The 15,838-nt window shown below is 48.2% G+C and carries 13 protein-coding genes; 3 read left to right on the top strand and 10 right to left on the bottom strand.

The window, feature by feature from the left end:
- Positions 1 to 95 precede the first annotated feature (95 nt).
- The 8 genes from dtd to JSQ97_RS03445 form a co-directional block, all read right to left on the bottom strand.
- Complete coding sequence (dtd, locus tag JSQ97_RS03480; RefSeq protein WP_205074769.1) at positions 96 to 536, bottom strand: D-aminoacyl-tRNA deacylase; 441 nt, start codon at positions 534 to 536, stop codon at positions 96 to 98.
- A gap of 30 nt (positions 537 to 566) precedes the next feature.
- Positions 567 to 1,997 carry an MGH1-like glycoside hydrolase domain-containing protein gene (locus JSQ97_RS03475; protein ID WP_205074768.1) on the bottom strand — a complete coding sequence of 477 codons (1,431 nt, stop codon included), beginning with the start codon at positions 1,995 to 1,997 and terminating at the stop codon, positions 567 to 569.
- 209 nt (positions 1,998 to 2,206) lie between these two features.
- On the bottom strand, positions 2,207 to 3,670 hold the full coding sequence (gene gtfA / locus JSQ97_RS03470) for a sucrose phosphorylase (RefSeq protein ID WP_205074767.1): 1,464 nt from the start codon (positions 3,668 to 3,670) through the stop codon (positions 2,207 to 2,209).
- 66 nt (positions 3,671 to 3,736) lie between these two features.
- On the bottom strand, positions 3,737 to 4,708 hold the full coding sequence (locus JSQ97_RS03465) for a LacI family DNA-binding transcriptional regulator (RefSeq protein WP_205074766.1): 972 nt from the start codon (positions 4,706 to 4,708) through the stop codon (positions 3,737 to 3,739).
- Positions 4,709 to 4,720: 12 nt separating this feature from the next.
- Positions 4,721 to 5,581, bottom strand: coding sequence for a carbohydrate ABC transporter permease (locus tag JSQ97_RS03460; RefSeq protein WP_205074765.1), 861 nt, complete (start codon positions 5,579 to 5,581; stop codon positions 4,721 to 4,723).
- Position 5,582: 1 nt separating this feature from the next.
- Positions 5,583 to 6,464, bottom strand: a complete 882-nt coding sequence (locus JSQ97_RS03455; protein WP_205074764.1) for a carbohydrate ABC transporter permease — start codon at positions 6,462 to 6,464, stop codon at positions 5,583 to 5,585.
- A gap of 62 nt (positions 6,465 to 6,526) precedes the next feature.
- Positions 6,527 to 7,834: an ABC transporter substrate-binding protein gene (locus JSQ97_RS03450; protein WP_205074763.1), complete on the bottom strand. Its 1,308-nt coding sequence runs from the start codon at positions 7,832 to 7,834 to the stop codon at positions 6,527 to 6,529.
- A gap of 306 nt (positions 7,835 to 8,140) precedes the next feature.
- The gene (locus JSQ97_RS03445) at positions 8,141 to 10,003 is read right to left on the bottom strand and encodes a hypothetical protein (RefSeq protein WP_205074762.1); all 1,863 of its coding nucleotides are present in this window, start codon (positions 10,001 to 10,003) and stop codon (positions 8,141 to 8,143) included.
- Positions 10,004 to 10,100: 97 nt separating this feature from the next.
- On the opposite strand from JSQ97_RS03445, the gene JSQ97_RS03440 reads away from it, so the two are divergent.
- The 3 genes from JSQ97_RS03440 (at position 10,101) to JSQ97_RS03430 (ending at position 13,629) form a co-directional block, all read left to right on the top strand.
- Entirely contained in the window at positions 10,101 to 11,720 is a 1,620-nt protein-coding gene (locus JSQ97_RS03440) for a tetratricopeptide repeat protein (protein ID WP_205074761.1), read from the top strand.
- The gene (locus tag JSQ97_RS03435) at positions 11,717 to 12,910 is read left to right on the top strand and encodes a TraB/GumN family protein (RefSeq protein ID WP_370590023.1); all 1,194 of its coding nucleotides are present in this window, start codon (positions 11,717 to 11,719) and stop codon (positions 12,908 to 12,910) included. The genes JSQ97_RS03440 and JSQ97_RS03435 overlap by 4 nt, the downstream gene beginning before the upstream one ends.
- Positions 12,911 to 12,993: 83 nt before the next feature.
- Positions 12,994 to 13,629 carry a site-2 protease family protein gene (locus JSQ97_RS03430; protein WP_205074759.1) on the top strand — a complete coding sequence of 212 codons (636 nt, stop codon included), beginning with the start codon at positions 12,994 to 12,996 and terminating at the stop codon, positions 13,627 to 13,629.
- A gap of 231 nt (positions 13,630 to 13,860) precedes the next feature.
- On the opposite strand, the gene JSQ97_RS03425 is transcribed toward JSQ97_RS03430, so the two are convergent.
- Together JSQ97_RS03425 and JSQ97_RS03420 are read right to left on the bottom strand one after the other, a co-directional pair.
- Positions 13,861 to 14,901: a hypothetical protein gene (locus tag JSQ97_RS03425; RefSeq protein WP_205074758.1), complete on the bottom strand. Its 1,041-nt coding sequence runs from the start codon at positions 14,899 to 14,901 to the stop codon at positions 13,861 to 13,863.
- A gap of 187 nt (positions 14,902 to 15,088) precedes the next feature.
- The coding region (locus JSQ97_RS03420) for an Ig-like domain-containing domain (RefSeq protein WP_239446908.1) at positions 15,089 to 15,838 on the bottom strand (750 nt) is incomplete at its 5' end.

The following is a 15,838-nucleotide window of genomic DNA, read 5'->3' as shown; positions in this document are numbered from 1 at the left end:
AGTATTCTAGTACTGGAATAGAGAAAAGTCAATCGCGTATAAAACATCCGATAAAATTATCAAAATGATGAGTCGGAACAATATGTCGGATAGTTTCAAACGGTTTCAAGCATGATCGTAAAGGGACCGTCGTTTACGAGCGAAACTTTCATATCGGCACCGAAAATACCGTGACCGACAGAGCGGAATCGGCTTTTGCAGCACGACAAAAAATACTCGTACATGCGCTCCGCATGATCGCCCTTCGCGGCGTTTTCAAAACCGGGACGATTGCCGCCCCTGCAGTCCGCATACAGCGTAAACTGCGACACGACCAAAAGTTCGCCCGCAACGTCTTCGATCGATAAATTCGTCTTTCCGTTTTCGTCTTCAAAGATGCGCAATTTACGGATTTTTTCCGCCAACTTTTCGGCAACCGCTTCCGTGTCTCCGTGCGTCACACCTAAAAAGACGAGAAAGCCGCGAGAAACGGAAGCGCAGCATTCACCGTCAACCGATACCGATGCGGAGCTTACGCGTTGAATCAGTGCTTTCATTGTGAGATCATTCCCTTTGCCGATTCCGCCTTATAATTTATCTATAAGCATGGAGCACTTGCCGGACGGGATCGGCAGCGTCTTTTTCTTTTGATCGAGGATATTGATCGTAAAGTAGTAGAGCTTTTCGCTTTCCATTTGGATTTCCCAGCCGCGGCTGCTTTTATTGCTCAATATGGTTATGAGGTTGCGCTTGAGCGACAGGTTTTCGATACCCATGATTTCGAGGTTCGGTATGATCCAGTCGACCGTTTTGCGCGGAAGACTTATCGAAAGACCGATGACGTTTTCTATCATCAGCGCGATCGTCGAAAGACCGACGGTGATGAGATAGTGCGGACGCGGAAAACTTGCGTCTTTCGACATGGACGCTTTGCCTTCTTTTGTCGGCAGATACGCTTCGTACACATCGCCCTTTTCTTTGGGATCGTTCGGCATGAGTCCTTCGAGTATGTAGTAGAGGTGACGTATGGAGCACTCGCGCGCGAGTTCGTAGTGACGGTATTTTTCGAGTCCTTTGACGACCATAAAATTGAATGCGGGAAACACGCTGCCGCAAAAACCTTCACCCGTTTTTTTAAAGGATTTACTGTCCGCCGAAAGCGTCGGAAACGGATGATCGGTACCGAAGGTTTCGGGGTTGTTCAAGTGTGAGATGAGCAGCTCCGCTTTATCGGCATTCGGAATTTCGGCGAGCAGCGGCCAAAATCCCGCGATCGTTTTTTCGTTCAATCGGTTTCCGTCTTTGTCGAGGTCGTGGTAAAAACGCGTCGCGTCGTCCCACATGAGCGAATTGATCCGTGTTTTGATCGAAAAGTACATGCGGCGGTATTGAAAACTCAAATCTTTATCGTTGAGGATGTCGCCGAGAGCCGACATGTGAGACGCGTTGATCGCCATAGCCGCATTGAAATCGACGGGATAGACACTTTTTTCGCGAGGAGCATTGAACATAGTCGTCGCGGTAAACGGAACGGCATACAAACCGTTTTCCTGTTTAAATGTTTCATCGAGCCACGTCATGTACTTTTGCAGCTTGGGCATGATCTCTTTGATGCGCCGCTTGTTCGCGGATTTGTGATAGAGATTGAATTCCGCCCACGCAAAGAGCGGCATACCCGCGCCTTCGGGATTCGTTTTCGGCAGAAGGGGCTTTCCGGTCTTCGCGTCGTAGCGCCAGCGGATCGCACCGTTTTTTTCCTGCTTGTTGTAAAAGTAATCGATGTTCTGACTCGCATTGAAATTGCGGTTCGAATACACAAGAAAGAAAGAAGAAAAAATCGATTCGAATTGATCGATGACGCATTTTCCGCTTTCGGGATATAAAAAACAGCCGGAAGGCGATTCCTTTGACGTCTCAGGATCGATCCAAAAAGCTGCAAGCATCGACCACGTTTTATTATAGATGTCTACAAAATCCTGATCGTAAAAATGAATTTTCGGAAAATCGTGCTTATTCACTTGTGCTCCTGCAATTGCTGTACGAAAGTAGTCCTTATCAGTATACCACATTTTTATAAAAACGCAAAATATTTTTTAGAAAAATAGAGATTTTTTTACCGCACGGCATCGTTCCGCGATTTTACAAGGCGGAACCGCAAGAGGAAATCAAAACTGCACGCGATTCTTGTCGACCAAATGCGCAGTATGTCGAGCCTGTATGAGATCTTTCAGAATGAACACGGAAAATGCCGTTCGCCGCCGTCCTCCGAATATGCGATAGCGCACGAAAAGGATGTGAAATCGACAAAAAGGTATGCATACTCGGCGCCGTTTTTTCTCAAGATGCGCAAACTGTGTTCATCCGACGGCAAAAGATGAAATTCGCCGTCGAACGCGGGATGCGTATTGCGGAATCTCATGAGCGCAAGAATTTTTTTCACAAGCGGAGAAGCTGAAACGGAATCGATTTCACTGAGCGGATAATAATGACGGTTTATATCGCGATGCACGCCGGTTTTATTGCAAAGCTCGAAATCGTTTTTGCCGCCCCACAGGCCGACGTAGTACACTTGCGGAATGCCGGGTGCGAAAAACTGCAACGCACGTGCGATAAAATATTTTTTATCGTCGTTGCCGCACGCCGAATAATACGTGCAGTTGATTTGATACGTATCGAAACGATCGAGATCCATGTGCACGCCGAATTTTTCATAGAGCTCATACGTTCCCGGATTCGTTTCGAAACATTTCCGCCGCGTCGCAAGGAGATCTTCATCGCTCATCAAATAACGCGCATCGATGACACCGATACCGTCGTGCGTATCGAGCGTCGTAAACTGTTTTCGCGGGCAGACGAGGAGCCAATTTTTCAAATACAGCGAGCTTCCGAAATACAACGCATTGAGCGTGAGCATGGGAAGCTGAAAGTCGTAGGTATAATAGCCGTGCGCTTCAACTTTTTTTTGCATAAAATACTGTTCGTGAATTTCCGGAAGAACGGCGACGCCTCGCGGAAAAAGGATCTCATTACATCCGTCGAGCAGCTGCCAAATCTCGGGTTCGACGAAAAAGCAATTCGTACCTTCGCGCTTTGACGCATAGGCTACGGCATCGAGCCTCACGATCGAAGCGCCGTGTTCGGAGAGAAAGGTGAGATTGTCTTTTAAAAAATTTTTCGCTTCTTCCGAATATTGATTTATATCGATTTGATGATCGCTGAACGTCGTCCACAGTTTTTCTTTCGAACCGTCGGCAAATTCGGCTTCGATATACGGAATCTTTTTTCGCTTATACAGCTTGTCGAAATCTTCGGCAGTCGGTTCTCCGTTTGTCCAAAAATCTTTCCAGCGTATAAAAAAATCACGGTAGCGCGATGCCTCTTTTTTTGCTAAAAAATCTTTATACACGGCACTCGCCGACGAAAGATGATTTATCATGTAATCGTACATGAGATAATATTTTTTCCCGAGTAAAGCGATATCGTCCCATGTACCGAATTGCGGATCGACCTCTTTGTATGTCAAGGGTGCAAAACCGCGGTCGGCCGACGACGGAAAAAAGGGCAGAATGTGAAGTCCTCCGACGGCTCCGTCCAAATAGCGGTCGAGCACATGAGCGAGATCTTTCAGGTCGTTTCCCATGCAGTCGGCATAGGTAATGAGCATGATTTTATTTGTAATTTTCTGCGGCATAAGAGCCCTCCGTATTCGAAATAATTATGTGAACCTCTAAAAATGTAAGCGGGTTTTCAGAGCGCCTTATGTCGTCTTTCGTTCAATGAGCGTTACGGGAAAAACCTGTTTGTCGGGAACGCGGCGTCCGTCCATCAAATCGATGAGCGTGGAAATCGCCGTGTCGGCAAGCAGTCTATAGTCTTGGCGGATCGTTGTCAACGGAGGGAATATCATGGAACTGATATTCGTATCGTCGTATCCGACAATCTTTATGTCGTTCGGGATCCGCCTGCCGCGCGAAAGAGCTGCTGAAATGCAGACGCTTGCGATGATATCGTTGCTTGCGAAAATCCCGTCGAAATCCTCGTTTTCCCGAAAAACGGTATCGACGATTGCCGAATAATCGTTTTCTTTTTGCAAAGCAAGGGGCGCTTCGTAGAGTTTGTACGCAGTACCGCTCTTTTCACACTCGCGTATAAACGCATAGGTCCTCTCATTCGATGAGCGGTGATATTTCAACTCCCCGCTTATGTGGATGATATGCTTGCAGCCTTTGGCAATCAAATGCCGGGCAGCGAGCGTTCCTCCCTGCTTGTCATCCGACGAAACGGACGGAGCGCAGTCCGCATTGGCAATGACGACCGTCGGCACGAGCGACTGCCGTATAAAATCTTCCGTATCGTTTATATACGACGTTATAATGCCGTTCGACATCTTGCGTCCGAGCGAGCGGTATTCCTTTATATAATCTTCACATTCGAGAGGAGAAGATGTCACCATGATCGAATAGCCGTGAAATGAAGCCGCACGCTCGAGTTCGTGCGCGGTCTGCGCCCAAAACGGCATATTCAAATCCGGCAGCATAATGCCGATACAGCTGTTCGTGCCGCACACAAGTGAGCGGGCAACCGCATTCGGCCGGTAATGGAGGCGCTTCATCGCATCGAGAACGTTTTTTTTCGTAGTTCCGCGCAGCTTCGTGCTGTCGTTTAAAACACGGGAAACCGTCGCCGTAGACACGCCCGCTTCTTTTGCAACATCGATGATTGTCGACACAGTCTTCTCCGCTTATGATTTTACCGCCCCGGAAACGATACCGCCGACGATATACTTTTGCAGGAAAATATACAGAACGATGACAGGCAGCATCGAAAGCACGAGAGCCGCCATGATATTGCCGTAATCGTTTGAAAAAGTACCGTAAAACGTTCTGATCGCAAGCGGGAGCGTATACAGTTCTTTTTTACCGAGTACGAGAGAGGGCAAAAGATAATCGTTCCAAAAACCGAGCGTCTCCAGGATCGCGATCGTCGAAAGGATCGGTTTTAAAAGCGGAAAGACGATGAGGAAAAAAATCGTGTGGGGATTGCAGCCGTCGATCACGGCGGCTTCTTCCAATGCGATCGGGATATTCGATTTAATAAATCCGTGACACATAAAGATGCACATCGCCGTTCCGAAACCGAAGTTCATCAAAACGAGTACCGTACGCGAATTGAGTATGTGGAACATGCCGCCGTAAATGGAAATGAGCGGTATCATGACGACTTGAAACGGCACCGCCATAGATGCCATCATAAGCGCAAACGTCACTTTCGAAGATTTCCAATTCGAATGCCGCACGAGAAAGTACGCCGCCATCGAAGAAAAGACGAGCAATATACACACGCTGAAAACGGTGATCGAAAGACTGTTAAAAAACGAGCGGGCGAAATCCATCTTGACGACGGCTGCTTTATAATTGCCCCATTGCAGACCGCTTTCATCGATGAGGCGCAGCGGATATTTTACGATCTGCACTTTGCGTTTGAGAGAATTGATAAGAACTAAAAAAAACGGAAAGAAATACAAACACAAAAGAAATACGGCAGCCGCAGTCCTCAGCGCGATACCCTTCGACGAGGGTTTTAGTTCTATACTGTTTTGCATACTACATCTCCAATTCCCGTTTTTTCCCGATATAGGTTTGCGTCAGTGCAATGGCCGCCATACAGACAAACATAACGAGCGCTTCGGCTTGCCCTACGCCGTACCTCTGCTCTTCGAACGCTTTCGAATAGATATGCATTGCGGCGAGTTTCGTCGAATCATAAGGACCGCCGGCTGTCAGCGATAAGTTGACGTCGTACACTTTGAACGTCCGCGTTATTGATAAAAACAAACTGATGACGATAGACGGTACCATGAGCGGTATACGGATTTTCCGCGTAATAAGCCCTTCGCCCGCCCCGTCGATGCGCGCCGCTTCGATCAAATCGTGCGGAATACCGACGAAGCCCGCGATATAGATGAGCAGCATATACCCCGAATACTGCCACGTCGCAACGATGATGAGAGAAGCCATAGCGGTACCCGGTGAAGAAAGCCACGACTTTTCGAAAAGCGCAACGGGGATGATTTTATATATATTGACAAAAACCCTGCTGAACACGAACTGCCATATATAGCCGAGAATGAGTCCTCCTATCAAATTCGGTGTAAAAAATCCCGCGCGTAAAAAACTTTCGGCCTTTACGCCGCCGGTCAGCAGATACGCAAGCAAAAACGCGATGACGTTGATGGCGATAACCGAAGCGGCCGAATACAGGATAGTCCGCCGCATCGATTGCCAGAACGAGAGGTCGGTAAAGACTTCGACATAATTCGAAAATCCCGTAAAACCGATCGAGCTTGCGATGCCGTCCCAATCGGTAAGGGTAAGATAAAATCCGTAGAGGAGCGGGACGATAAAAACGAGTATGAAAAAAAGCACCGACGGCCCGACAAACGACGCATACAGCCGAGCGTTCTTTTTCTTATCCGCAAATTTCATGCTTACCCCCGCGTTTTTAAAGTTACCTCTTAAAACCGGAGTTTTTAGAGGTTCTCTTGTGTTTATTGTTTCGGCAAATGCTCGCGCCAATATGCGTCAAGCTTTTCGGCGATCTGCGCCCGCGTCATTTTTCCCGCGAGATAGGCCTGCATATTCGCCGCAAGTTTGCTTCTGTGATCGGAAGGCATATAGGTCGCCCCGTCCACGACAAGACCCGCGTCTATAAATTTTTTCAAACTCACATTAAAAGGATTATTCGGCGCAAGCGATATATTCGTAAACGCCGTTACGATACCGCACTTATTGATTAAACAATCCTGTCCGTCTTTTGTAAAGACGAGCCAATTCAAAAACATCTTCGCGGCTTTTTGCTGATCGGCGGAAGCGTTGACTTTATCGACCGTCATAAACTTCGTAGCGGCGACGACGACTTTGCCCTGTGTCTTCGGCTCGTCGTCGAACGGGAATGCACACACGCCGTATTCGCTGCCTTTGACCGCATAGGGCGCAAAATCAGGCCATGCCCACGTTCCGTTGAGCCAGAACGCCGCTTCACCTTCGGCGACATAGCTTGCGTTCAAATCGTAGTCGGCCGCAAGCGGATCTGCGCGATTGATATTGTTTTCGATAAACAGGTCGAACGCATCGTATACTTTTTGGAAAACGGCATTTTTTCCGAATGACGTTTTTCCGGAATTGACGTCTTTTAAAAATGCGACCGCTCCTGCCGCCGTTCCGTCCTGATAATCGTATATCCACTGGTAGCCTTTTTGCCCGATAGACCAGTCTTCTTTGTTCAGCACCACAGGATATTTCATACCGCCGGCTTTGAGTTCGTTCAAGAGCGCCGTAAATTTTTTCAGCGACGTATAATCGGCTGCATTGAATTTCCGCTTGATGATTTTTTCGATCGCAGTTTTATTGTACAAAAGGCACATGCCCTCGATCGTCAGCGGCATACCGTACACTTTACCGTTCATGACCGCACCGAGCGCACGGCCTCCGGTTGCGACCCATTTTTGATCGGAAAGATCGGAAAGCTTTTCGGCATAGAGATCGCGGACGTTCGCAATATCCATAATACCGATCGTCGGCGCATCACCTGCCGCGTATTTTTGCGCAAGCGTGTCGCCGGGAGACGACGTTTCATACACCTGCACTTTGACATTGAACTCGCGTCCGAATTTGGCGGCGCCCGCTTCCAGCGCTTCCGTGATTTCCGGCTTCGAATTCATGATGCTGATCGTCACTCGCTTTGCAAACGGCGCTCCGACGGCATCCTGTGCGGCGGAAGAATTTTTACCGGCCTGCATAAATGCAGGGGCAACACACATCAAAATCGACATACAAGCGATACCGAGTTTTTTCATCGCGATCTCCTAAAAGTTTTGCTTTACCGCATTTCATACGGACGAATCCACTTTATCGTTATGGTAAGGGCAGTTTTTCGAAATGTCAACGTTTACATTTTACATAAACCGACTTTTTTCCGCAAATTTACACCAAACCACTATTCAAAATAATAGCAATTTGAATGACGAGATTTGAAACCAAATAAAATAATGCGGAGGTGAAAACTCAGTTCGCTGCATACACTATCGCATTTGCTTCGCAACCCCGCCATATATGCGGCCTTTCAAAATGCGCACGCAACACGGCGTCCGCCGCCGGTTTTGTCATTCGGCGGATTCGGGAGACGCATTGCCCGTGGACATCGGGATATTGCCTTCGGGAAGCGCGCTTGAAGGAGAGCGCGGTTCGGGCGGAGGCGCTATGACATTGCCGGCCGCATCAGTTTCGGTGATCGTCCTGCGTTCGGCCGCTTCTCTCGCCGCGTCGGAATAGATAAAGCGTATCGTCTCTATCTGCGATTTGTGGCGCGACTTTAAAAGCAGCGTATTCGTATCCGTGCGGTACACATAGCCCGACGAATTATACGTTTCGAAGCGCGGGTCAGTGCGGAATGCCATATCGTAAATGTAAATCGTTTTGAAGTGCTGTATGCCGTTTATGATAACGTAATGCGTATAGGACTGGGGAAAATCGATCGTCACCGTAACCGTACCGCTGCCGTCGTTTCGGTACGTCATATTCGCCGCACATGTCCACGCCCACACCGGATTCCCGTTGTCAAAACCGAGGAGCGCGAAGTGCGGATAGTACGGATTATCGTGTACGACGATCGGATACAAAGCGGCGAGCGTACGGAGATCGAACGAAGCGCTTTCGGCGAGATACGAATTCAATATCACGTAGCCGCCCCGCTCGAGCGCAACGTTCCCCGATGCGCGCCCGTAACGCACAAGGGCATCTCCGATTTCCGCGGCCTGAACGACCGATACGAAAACACCGTTTTCGGAAATCGTAATCCTTTCGTTTTCGACGGAACAGGACTCGGTAATTTTATCGATGCAGACTTGGGCGGCATCCTGCACTATTGCAGCCAAATCGCCGTTTTTGGCAAGGAGCGAATCGTAAGCCGCGAGGATCGATGCAGCCTGCGAAACGGTAAGCGAGTTCTCCTTGACGGCGGCCGCGGTCGCGAGCAGCGTTCTGACAGCAGAAGATCTCGGATGCATACACATATAGTCGACGATGTCGGAAATGGCAAACGCATCGATCGTGTTCTGCGCAACGATATCGCGGCAGCGTGCGATCTGCTGTTCGAGCGAACGGTTCATCGTCGCAAGTGAATCGAAATACGGAGATGAAAAATAGGTGCGTTGCACTCCGCGCCTGAACGAGGAAGGCACCGCGTTGATCGCTTCGTTGTAGCGACCGCGCTCGGACATCGCGGCGACGAACGAAACGGCTTCCTGCTCGGTGATATCCTGCTGGCCGGCAAAAGCCGTTATTAAATTCTGCTTAAAAGCGGCGACCGTAACCGAATACGCGCTCCGCTCGGCAGACGCAAAACGTGCCGTATTTTCAAACGAGAATTTTTTCGTCGCATCGTAATACGAATATGACGCGACGGAAGCATGGGAAGTAAACGCAACCGCCCCGTCCGAAATTTCGGCAGCTTCGAATTCCCATCGGCTGTTTCTGATGTCGAGCTGTACGTGCGTATCCGTCTCCGAAACGACGGCCGCTCCCGGAACGATTTCATAGTGCAGCCGCACGTCGTCGGCATTTTCAGGAATGGCCGCGTGTACGGTCAAACGCTCCGCGTCTCCGCTGCCGCTCACCGCAAATGAAAGCGAAACGCCGCCGTCGAACGCGAATTCGCAGGAACGCGGGGTCGGCTTTTTCCACGATACGAGCGCAAGATTTCGGGGTGTCCGCTCTCCGCGCACGGCAAGTGTCAAAGGATGCGTATCGTCGGCCGTAAACGTAATACCGTTAAACGACGCAATCATCCGATTCCGCAAAACGGTCGTACCGTCCTCTCCGCGCGTTTCGGCGAGCGATATTCGGAGATTTCCGATCTTTTCGGATATAACGGAATCGCTTCTAAATTGCAGGATAAAAATGCCGACAATTATAACAATATATGCAAAAAGGAGTCCCAGAAACTTTCGGACGATATTCGTGTACATTGACGACAGTGTACTCAATGGTACAAGGAATTGCAACCGGTGTAATTTTGCGCCTTTTTATGTATTATAACTACAAGGAAACAATGAGGAACATACGATGAAAAAATCCCTCAGCCGCCCTATAAGCGGCGTATTCGCAGCCGTACTCGTCATATCGTTCATATCGTGCGCAAGTACGCCGAAAAGCGGGCAGAATGCAAACCGCGTGCAGGAAAGCACAGAGTCGCTTCCTTTCCCGCAAAGTGCGCCTGCCCTTCCCGCCGAAAGGCCGGAACAGCCGTTAGAAAAGTCGTCCGATACGGCAGGAGGGCAAACGGGCGGTACGGAAAGCAAAGCGGAAAGAGCCGAAGCGAAGGAACCGTCCTCCCCGTCGGCTGCAGAAGAACCGCCCGCAGTACAGAGCGAGGAACCGATCGACACGGTACAGGAAACGCCGACCGTTCCGGCTGACGTCGTATTCGTCAGAGAACTGCATGCGCTTCTTTCGGCAAACGATACGGCCGGAGCGCTCGCATCGTTTGAAAATCTGCCCGATGCGCTCAAAGAAAACACGGAGATCGAAATTCTCCGCGCATCGCTCCTCCTTTCGGCAGGGCGTACCGAAGAAGCGAAAAGAGCCGGGGAAGCGCTGCTCGCACGGGACACGGACAATATCGACGTACTCGAACTCAATATGCAAACGGCGCTTGCTTCCGGCGACAACAAAAAAGCGGACGTGTTTATGAAACGCCTTCTCGCTTTCGATCCGAACAATGCGGCGGCGAACATCGCGCTCGCCGAACAATATGCGCTCAAACATCGATTCAAACTTGCAAACGCCGCATATAAAAAAGCGCTGCAAAGAGAGAACGGCAACATCGACGCGCTCTTCGGCTTCGGACAAACGGCGTTTTATATCGGCGACATAGACGAAGCGAAAAAATCGTTCGAAGCGATCCTCGCAAAGGATCCTTCTCACGCGCTCGCCCTCTCGTATTTGGGGAAAATCGAAGCGGACGACAGTAATTATTTGCGTGCATCGGAATATATAGAAAGGGCGATTGCAGCCGACGATTCGAATTACGACTTTTATCTCGACTTGGGAACCTACCTCCGCTACCGCGGCAAATTCGAAAAAGCGGAAGCGGCGTGGACGAAAGCGATAGCGCTCGATCCGTCGTACTTTCTCGCATACGTGTACCGCGCAGGACTCTACGACGAACAAAAAAAATACAAAGAAGCGCTCGCCGATTTTAATAAAGTTGCCGAAACGAATCCCGACTATTTTTACGCATACAAAGATATCGGGCTGCTCGAATGGCACGAAGGAAACTGGGCGAACGCGCGAGCGGCGTTTCAAAAAGCGTACTCGTATAACAAGAGCGATTTTTCCTACGTACTCATGACGGCGGCAGCGTATCTTAAAGAAAAAAACATCGTCGACTGCAAAAAATTTTTAGCACAGGCGATGCGCGGCTTTGATCGCACGTCGCTCGCCTACGAAATGATGCGCCTCTATCACGACCAGGGAGGATTCAACGCGGAAAATTCGCTCAGGCTGAAAATCGATAAAATCGACAAACCGTCCGAGCGCGGTAAGATGTGGTACTACATGGGATTGTTCTACGAGCTCAAAGGTTCGGCAAAGCTCGCAAACGAATATTATTCGAAAATTATTAAAATGCAGGCACCGATGTTCTTCGAATACCGGCTTGCCGAATGGAGCCTGGGAAAGTGAGCAACACGCAAAAAACGATTTCACTGAACGGACGGACGATCACGCTGCTCGGAACGGCGCACGTGTCTAACGAAAGCATCGAAGAAGTGACGGACGCGATCAGAGAACAAAAGCCCGACTGCGTCGCGATCGAACTCGACGAAAAGCGGCGCCGTTCCATGACCGATCCCGAAAGCTACAGCAAACTCGACATCATTGCGGTATTGAAGCGCAAAGAGGGATTTTTGCTTTTGGCGAATTTGGTGCTCGCGTCTTTTCAAAAGCGGCTCGGTGAAAACGTCGGTGTAAAACCCGGAGATGAAATGCTCGCCGCGATAAACACCGCTTCCGAACTCGGCATTCCGTCGGTCATGGTCGACCGCCCGATCGCCGTAACGCTCCGCCGTGCGTGGGCAAAAAATTCGCTGTGGGGAAAAAGCAAATTGATTTCCGCGCTCATCGCAAGCGCATTCGACAAAGAAAAGATATCGAGCGAACAGATCGAAGCTTTGAAAAAATCTAATGAAATGGATTCGATGATGACCGAACTTGCAGAGTATTTACCTGCGGTAAAGGAAGTACTCATAAACGAGCGCGACCGCTATCTCGCTTCTCGCATTTGGGAAGCGGACGGCGACAAAGTGCTCGCAGTCCTCGGCGCGGGGCACCTTCCCGGCGTGGAAGCGCATCTTAAAAAAATTGCAGTCGGAGAGGAGACTACCGATACAAGCGACATCGACCGGGTGCCGCCGAAAAGGGGGATTGCAAAATACGCCCCATGGATAATCCCGATCGCGATAATCGCCCTCGTCGCCCTCGGCTTTGCGCTCGGAGGAAAACACGTCGGAAGTGAAATGCTCGGGAGCTGGATACTGTGGAACGCTTGTCTTGCGGCGATCGGAGCACTCGCGGCGGGAGGACACCCGATCACGATTGCGGCTGCAGCCGTAGGAGCTCCGATCACGTCTCTCACGCCGGTCATCGGCGTCGGACTCATCACCGGCGTCATGCAGACCTACTTTTGCAAACCGAAAGTGTCCGATATGGAAAGCCTGCAAATCGATGCCGGAAGCATAAAAGGTTGGTACCGAAACCGCCTCCTCCGCGTGCTCCTCGTGTTTTTGCTTTCGACACTCGGAAGTTCGACCGGCACTTTTATCGCGGGAGCCGATATCGTAAAATCGTTCGGCGCGTTTTTTGCCGCGCACTGAGCGCCGACGAAAATACGCGTTGTGCGCACATACGCGTTGTGCGCACATTGCCAGCGCCGTAAAAATGCAATACAATGCTTCGTATGCATTTCGACATCATCGATACATTGTATTCCCTGCCCGGGATCGTCATCGGGCTTACGCTGCACGAATACTGCCACGCACTCGCCGCGTACAAGCTCGGAGACGGGACGGCGAAAGCGGACGGAAGGCTCACCTTCGATCCGATCAAACACATCGACCCGATCGGTTTTTTGTTTATCGTCATCGCGGGCTTCGGCTGGGCAAAACCCGTTTCGTTCGACCCGCGGAATTTGGCGCATCCGAGACGGGACAGAGTCGTCATCGCGCTTGCAGGCCCGCTGTCGAATCTCGTACTCGGCATCGTCTCTCTTTTTATTGTAAAATTGTTCAGAGCCGCCGGCATAAGTTTTTCATCGCTGCCGCTGTTCGCCGTGTATCGAACCGTTTTTTACGTGATCCTGTATACGGCGACGATCAACCTCGGATTGTTTATTTTCAATATTTTGCCCATCCCGCCGCTCGACGGCAGTCACGTATTTTTTTCGGGGATGAACCTCAGCAAAGAAAAAGAAGCGCGCTTTATGCAATGGGGCACTTTCGCTTTGTTCGCCCTCATCGCAGCCGAGCGGGCGACAGGCATCGACTTTATTCCTATCGGCGCCTTTGTCAATAAAGTCGTGTCGTTGGTGTTGTGAGCCGTATATTGCAAACTATCCGACGGAACGCTTTTGCGCTGCAACGCGGATATTTTGCCCTGTAAAACACAGTAATAATACAAGTGTGTTATTTTTCATTTTATCCTGTACGTACATCGTGCGATACGTTTTCTTTTAGCTTGCCTATAAACGGGTACGACAGCGCGTTAGAAACCGTCCAAAAACTTCAGCTTTCGGACAGTTTCTTTGATCTACCGGTATTTTCGGCACCTACTCTAAATATCCCCCGAATAGCCAACCGACGGTATCGGGGCTGATATCTTTTCCCGTTACTTTTTTAGCTCCGTCTAAAAACTTTACTTTTACCCAATTACTTTCTATGTTATCGATTGTTTGCTTTTTACCGACTTTTATTATTTGTACACGCGAGCCGGCAGCAGCTTTCAGCATCGGAGTTCCTTTTTCCATCGACGGATCGGCACGTAATACGGCCGGAATTTTTACAGCCATTATTTGATTTTTAGATTTTACCTGAACTTTTTTTATTTTTTCAGACCCGCCGATATTCTCTTGTACCTTGTCTTTACCGGCGGTTGCTTTATCGATATCCGTATTTCCTGTAAGAATTAACGGTTCCGGCATTATGATTTTGTCATCGTAATCCGAAGAGCCGTCGGCGTGGCGGGGCCAAGTGACTTTTGAAAGATCGCAAGTATTATTTTTTATTAAGTTTTCATATTCTTTAAGGGTTGCTTCATTTATCCTGCAGAATGTATGGATAAATACGTCATCGATATAAAAATCAAGATAATCCCCGTCAAATTTTAACATAAATACATAATCTTTGTTTTTCTCAATTTTCGGCAACTTAATAATAAATCTATTCAAGTCATCTATATCATCGCAAATCACGTCCAGTAATATGATATTGTCATAAGATTTAAGATTTTGTATGGTAAAAAAACCTTGAGCAAGGTCTCCAATGTGGATACATCTGCTTCTTTTAATTTCTTGGTAGTTTTCATATATTTTATCTTCAAAAAACTTAATTTCAAAATCAATATAGTATAAATCTCTCCAATAATATTCTATCAAATCTTCAGCATGCTCATCTATCCAATAATAATTAGTTTCTATCAAAGGAAGTTTTACAATTAAAGTGTCTCGATCATGCAAACGTATTACAGAAAAATACTCTTCCAACACCCATGCTTTCCCATTTAAATTTTGCCAAATATCGAAACCATACAACTCCGTTAAACTTATTAATAATAGTAAAGATGAAAAAAGTTTTATTTTAAATCCGTACATTTTTATCCTTTTCTCCTTTGTAGTTCAATGGATTTCTTAAATATTTCAATCTTCCATTATTTGATTCCGCTGATTGTCTAATAGTATATTGCTGTTCCTTTGTCTCCCCTCAGAGCTAACCCCTCATGGTAAAATTGATACCGTGTTTTCAAATAGTTTCCGACGGCAAGATAATTTTCACCCTCTTCTATCGCTCAGTCAAATATCCTCCAAAACACCAGCCCGTTGTTCCTGCGACAATAGGCTTTCCGTCCCTGTCTTTTGCGCCTGCCTGCACTTCCACTTGTACCCAGTTGCTTGTAATACCGTCGATGGTTGCCTGCTTTCCAAGTGTTAGAATTTTTACCTTTGTACCGGTAAACATCACGGCGAGGACGGAAGTTGTTGTTGCTTCCCCGCTTCGAAGTTTGAGGTTTTCTTTGACAATCATAGTTTTGTTTGGGGCGACATTGGTAGTTTGAGTAGATGAAATTGCTGCCGGCTTAGTTGTCGTGTCTGCTTTTTTACTTCCGCCGTAGTCGCAAGAGCCGTCGGCGTGGCGGGGCCAAGTGACGCGGGAGAGGTCGCATTTATTCGTTTGGATTAGATTATTGTATTGATTCAATGTTTCATTATCCACTTTGCAAAAGGTATCATAATAGTCAGTTAAATTATTGAGATAAACTTCAAGATAATCTCCGTCAAACCGTAAAATTATCGTACATTCGTCTTCCTGTATCGGCCAACTTGAAAAAGGTGATTTATTTTCATTTTTTTTGCAGTTGAATGTTTTTACAACATTTATATAAAAACATCCGTTTTCATAGTTGATCTCATCCATGTAGAATGATAATAAATCTAATTCTTTCCCCCAAGTTACGCATAGATTATCTTGGTCACGATATAAATCTTTTATAATGCAAAAAGTAGAAAAACAGTCCTGCTCATCCCATTGTAT

This window comes from Treponema sp. Marseille-Q4523 (genome assembly GCF_016901105.1).
GTDB lineage: Bacteria > Spirochaetota > Spirochaetia > Treponematales > Treponemataceae > Treponema_D.
Note: the sequence above shows the minus strand (reverse complement) of the source record. Positions and strands in the feature narration are given on the sequence as shown.